Below are 4,501 nucleotides of genomic sequence, written 5' to 3'. Positions count from 1 at the left end.
ACATCACACGCCGCGATCACGCCGTAATGCGGGCTGGTCGAGGTATGCATCATGAACGATTCATTGAAGCGTTCGGCGTCCAGGTCGCGGCTGGCCGAATTACGCACGTGGATCATCGAGGCCTGCGAGAACGCGGCCAACAGCTTGTGCGTGGAATGAGTGGTGAAGATGATCGCGTCCTGCTCGCGCGGCTTGCCCTTGGCCATGCCGTAGTGGTTCTCGTAGAACGGATGGAACGCGGCATAGGCGTACCAGGCCTCATCGAAATGCAGGAAGTCGACCGCGCTGCCGATCTCCTCGGCGATTTTCTCGGCGTTGTAGCACAGGCCGTCGTAGGTCGAGTTGGTCACCACCGCGATACGCGGCTTGGAACCGGCCTGGTAGGCCTGGCTGGCCAGCGGATTGGCCGCGATGCTCTGCTGCAGGGCTTCCGGGGTGAACTGGTCCAGGCTGATCGGGCCGATGATGCCGTGCGCATTGCGGCTGGGCGTGAAATACACCGGCACCGCGCCGGTCATGATCAGCGAATGCAGCAGCGACTTGTGGCAGTTGCGGTCGACGAACACCACGTCGCCGCGGGCCACGGTGCCATGCCACACGATCTTGTTGGCCGTCGACGTACCGTTGGTGACGAAGAAGGTGTGGTCGGCGCCGAAGTTGCGCGCGGCCTCGTCCTCGGCCTCCTTGATCGGGCCGGTGTGATCCAGCAGCGAGCCCAGCTCCGGCACCGAAATCGACAGATCGCTGCGCAGCGTGTTCTCACCATAGAACTGGTGGAAGGCCCGCCCGACCGGTGACTTGGTGAAAGCCACGCCGCCGGCATGGCCCGGCGTATGCCAGGAATAGTTCGACTCGGCCGCGTGGTGGATCAGCGCCTTGAAGAACGGCGGCAGCAGGTTCTGCATGTAGTCTTCGGCCGCACGCATCACCTGCCGCGAGATGAAGCTCTTGGTGTCTTCGAACAGGAAGATGAAGCCGTGGATGTACTTGAGCAGCTTGCTCGGCACCTTCTCGATGGTACGGCGCTCGCCATACAGGAACACCGGCAGGTTGGCCCGGCGCGCACTCTGCTCGCGCAGGAAGGCGGTCAGGCGCTGGAACTCGCCATCGACCTCCTCGCTGCCGTCGATCGAGATCAGCACCGCCGAAGCGGCCACATAGGTACGGGCGCCGGCACGGGCATCGTCCAGGTTCAGGCCGCACAGCACGCGCTGGTCATTGCTGCGCAGCTCTTCCACCAGCGCACGGATGAGGATGCCGCCGATGCGCGGCGAGTCGTAGTCACCGTCAATGACGATGACCGGATAATCCAGGGACTTGAAATACACGTTGATTCTCCTTGTCTAACTCAGGAACGCTGGGCGCCGGACGAAATTGCCGCCGCCTCGCGGGAACGCTGCCGCTGTTGGCGACGCTCCTCGCTGAAGAAGGGATAGAACACGGTGATGAACAGCACGAACAGGAAGGCGTACTGCACGATCGTTCCCGACGAGCCGTAGATCGCCCACAGGCAGTACACGACCGTCAGGCTGGTCAGGGTCCAGAACGCACCGGTGTGCACCAGCGTGTGCGACCGCTCCACCACGAAGTAGCAGGCCACGCACGAATAGATGTACGGCAGCAGCGTCAGCACGACCGCCGCCGAAGTGATCACGTCGAACTGGGCCGAGGCCGTCTTCGAGGTGGAGGTCACCAGCACCGCCAGGGTCATCAGCACGGCCACGATCAGCACGCCCTTGACCGGCACGTCGTCCTTGTTGGTCTTGCTGAAGATGCTCGGGAACAGGCCATCATCGGAGGCCGCCTTGGCGCTCTGCGCGGTCAGCAGGATCCAGCCGCCCAGCGAGCCGGCGGCGCCGATGAAGGCGCACAGGCTGACCAGCGCACCACCCCAGCCCCCGACGGCCTTGGCCGCCGCCAGCGCGAACGGCGCGTCAGACACCTGCAGCTCGCCATTGGGCACCATGCCCATGATCACCGACGAGCTGGCGATGTAGGCGATGGCGGCCAGGAACACACCGGCCAGGGTGGCGCGGGCCACGTTCTTCTCCGGGTTTTCAACCACGCCGGCCGTGACCGAGGCCGACTCGACGCCGATGAAGGCCCACAGGGTCAGTGCCGCAGCACTGGAGATCGCACCGAAGTTCGACTCGCCGGAGACGTTGTAGGCCCCCTTGAAGATATCGGCATCGAAGAAGAACCAGCCGAAGATGGCGATACCCAGGATCGGCACCAGCGCGAAGCTGGTGGTGACCGTCTGCACGCGGCTGACGAACGCCGGTCCGATCATGTTGGCAAAGCTCAGCGCCCACACCAGGATCAGCACCGCGATGCAGCGCACCAGCGGCTCGGACAGGATCGGGAAGAAGTAGCTGAAGTAGCCCACCGCCGCGATGGGAATGGCAACGTTGCCGATCCAGTTGGCGAACCAGTAGATGGTGTTGGTCTGGAAGCCCATGTAGGGACCGAACCAATCGCGTGCATACGCATACGGGCCACCCGCTTTGGGCGCCAGCTTGCCGAGCTTGGCGAACACGAAGGCCAGCAGCAGCGCACCGGCCGTGGTGATCAGCCACCCCCATATCGAGGCGGTACCGATCTTGGCCAGGCTGGAGGGCAGCAGGAACACCCCTGAGCCCATCATGTTGCCGGCGACGAGGAAGGTGGCTCCGACCACCCCGATTTTCTTTGCTTCTGCCATGACAATCTCCTGTACCTGGCATGGGCCCGGTGAACCCGGGCGTGGGGAATGGCTACGCTGGCGTGCTGCCGCTGGCGCTTACTTGATGAAGTTGTATTGCAGGCTGCCCTGCACCCGGACCGTGTCGCCGCGTGCTCCGCTCTGCTGCTGCAGGCGGCCGTACAGCAGTTCCATGCCCATCGTCCACGACGGTGCCGGGCTCCAGATCAGGTTGAACACGCCATAGCGGCTTTGCCGGAATGCATCGGTCGGCAGCGCCGCATTGCGCTCTAGGGTCAGCTGACCGTAGATCAGGTTCGAGCGCCACAGATCAGACCAGTAGTGGGTATAGCCGACGAAGCCACCGTGCAGGTCCAGCGCATCGATGCGTCCATCGGCACCTACCACGGCGTCAAGACCGGAACCGGTGAGATCGGCGGTATAGCGGCTCAGGCCGCGGCCGCCCAGCGCGCCGAACAGCAACAGATCGCGCTCCCCCACCGAGGCCGAGCCACTGAGCTGCGCGCCACCGGCAAAGACGCGGTCACGGCGGGCATCGCCGTCGTAGGCAAGATTGCGCGCCACGACGCCCAGTTGCAGGTGGCCCCAGTCACGCTCCATGCGCGCGATGGCACTCACATCCGGCAATCGATTGACCGCCGCCATCGCATCGCTGGCACCGGCCAGCTCAGTGTCCGGATCTTCGGCGGCCAGGGTCAGGGTGTTGCCCTTGCCCAGTGCAAAGCTGTGATGGATGCCGGCCACCAGCAGGTAACCGGCGCCGCCGGGTCCGGCAAAATCCAGCGTGTCGGGCAGGCTGTCCGGGTCCATGAAGCTGGAGTACCCGTAACCCGCGTACGTGTTGCCAAGCTGGCCATAGGCATGGCGCAGGCGGAACTGATAGCCATCGCTGCTGCCGAAGAAGTCATTCTCCAGATAGAAGCGCAGGTTGCCATGGGTGGTCGGCCGCCGCGCCTCGAAACTGAAACGCGTCTGCTTGGCGTGGATGTTGAAGTTCGAAACATCGCGATGGCTGCCGCCCACCGGCATCGACGAGGGAATGAACTGATCCTCGTCCCCTGCGCCGCGCGAATCCGCAATCGCATCGAGCTTGGCATAGCCACCGATGCGGATCACGGTGTCGGTGCCGGGAATGGCGAAGAAGCCTTTCAGGTCCGGATCGGTCGGGCCGGCGGCGCTGTCCGGGCGCGAGGCCGCCGTTGACGGATCGGCCACCGATTCACGCTGGGGCAGCACGGTCGGCGACACGCCGGGAACCTGGGTCGGGTGCAGGATGCCGCTGGCGGTTGACACCGTCGTGGTCGCCTGCGACGCAGCGGGCGTCGGCGTCGGCAGTACAACGGGAGCCGCAGCCGCACGCTCTTCGCGTCGTTCAAGCTGGTCCAGACGCTGCTGCATGCCCTGCAGCGTCTGCCGCATCGCGTCGATCTCCCGACGCAATGCCTGCGCATCATCCTGTGCGTGCAACGGCATCGCTGCCATCGCCGTCAGGCACCCCATACTCAGTACCGCCAAGCGCATTGCATCCTCCCCGGACTGGAACTTCCGCCGCGCGGCCGAGCAGCGCGCGTGCGCCGCCCCGACCTCAACGAGCCGTTGCTGGAAATGCGGGTACTGCGTCGACGACCGTCGCCAGCCTGCGCGATGCAGGCAACAGGGCGATGACATTGCCCCACCTGCCCGGACAGCGCCGGAGTCGCTTCCACTGCGGCAGCGCTGCCGAAGGGGTGGCGACCGCAGGGGTCTGGGTAACAAGCGCTGGGTGAGAATGTCGTGAATGGCATTGCGCGCACGCCCTCT

The 4,501-nt window shown here is 64.9% G+C and carries 3 protein-coding genes; all 3 read right to left on the bottom strand.

Going from position 1 to position 4,501, the window contains the following annotated elements:
- Positions 1-1,328: Orn/Lys/Arg decarboxylase N-terminal domain-containing protein (locus AC1DJN_RS20855; protein WP_478040059.1), on the bottom strand; the 1,328-nt coding region annotated here is incomplete at its 3' end.
- Positions 1,329-1,348: 20 nt separating this feature from the next.
- Entirely contained in the window at positions 1,349-2,701 is a 1,353-nt protein-coding gene (adiC, locus tag AC1DJN_RS20850; RefSeq protein ID WP_025879235.1) for an arginine/agmatine antiporter, read from the bottom strand.
- Between the two features lie 78 nt (positions 2,702-2,779).
- The gene (locus tag AC1DJN_RS20845) at positions 2,780-4,222 is read right to left on the bottom strand and encodes a DcaP family trimeric outer membrane transporter (RefSeq protein WP_032975240.1); all 1,443 of its coding nucleotides are present in this window, start codon (positions 4,220-4,222) and stop codon (positions 2,780-2,782) included.
- Positions 4,223-4,501 lie beyond the last annotated feature (279 nt).

The organism is Stenotrophomonas sp. 05L414_2 (assembly GCF_056397905.1).
Note: the sequence above shows the minus strand (reverse complement) of the source record. Positions and strands in the feature narration are given on the sequence as shown.

Coding starts and splice junctions, on each gene's coding strand:
- AC1DJN_RS20845 (WP_032975240.1), bottom strand. CDS start 4,222: ATGCGCTTGGCGGTACTGAGTATGGGGTGCCTGACGGCGATGGCAGCG.
- adiC (WP_025879235.1), bottom strand. CDS start 2,701: ATGGCAGAAGCAAAGAAAATCGGGGTGGTCGGAGCCACCTTCCTCGTC.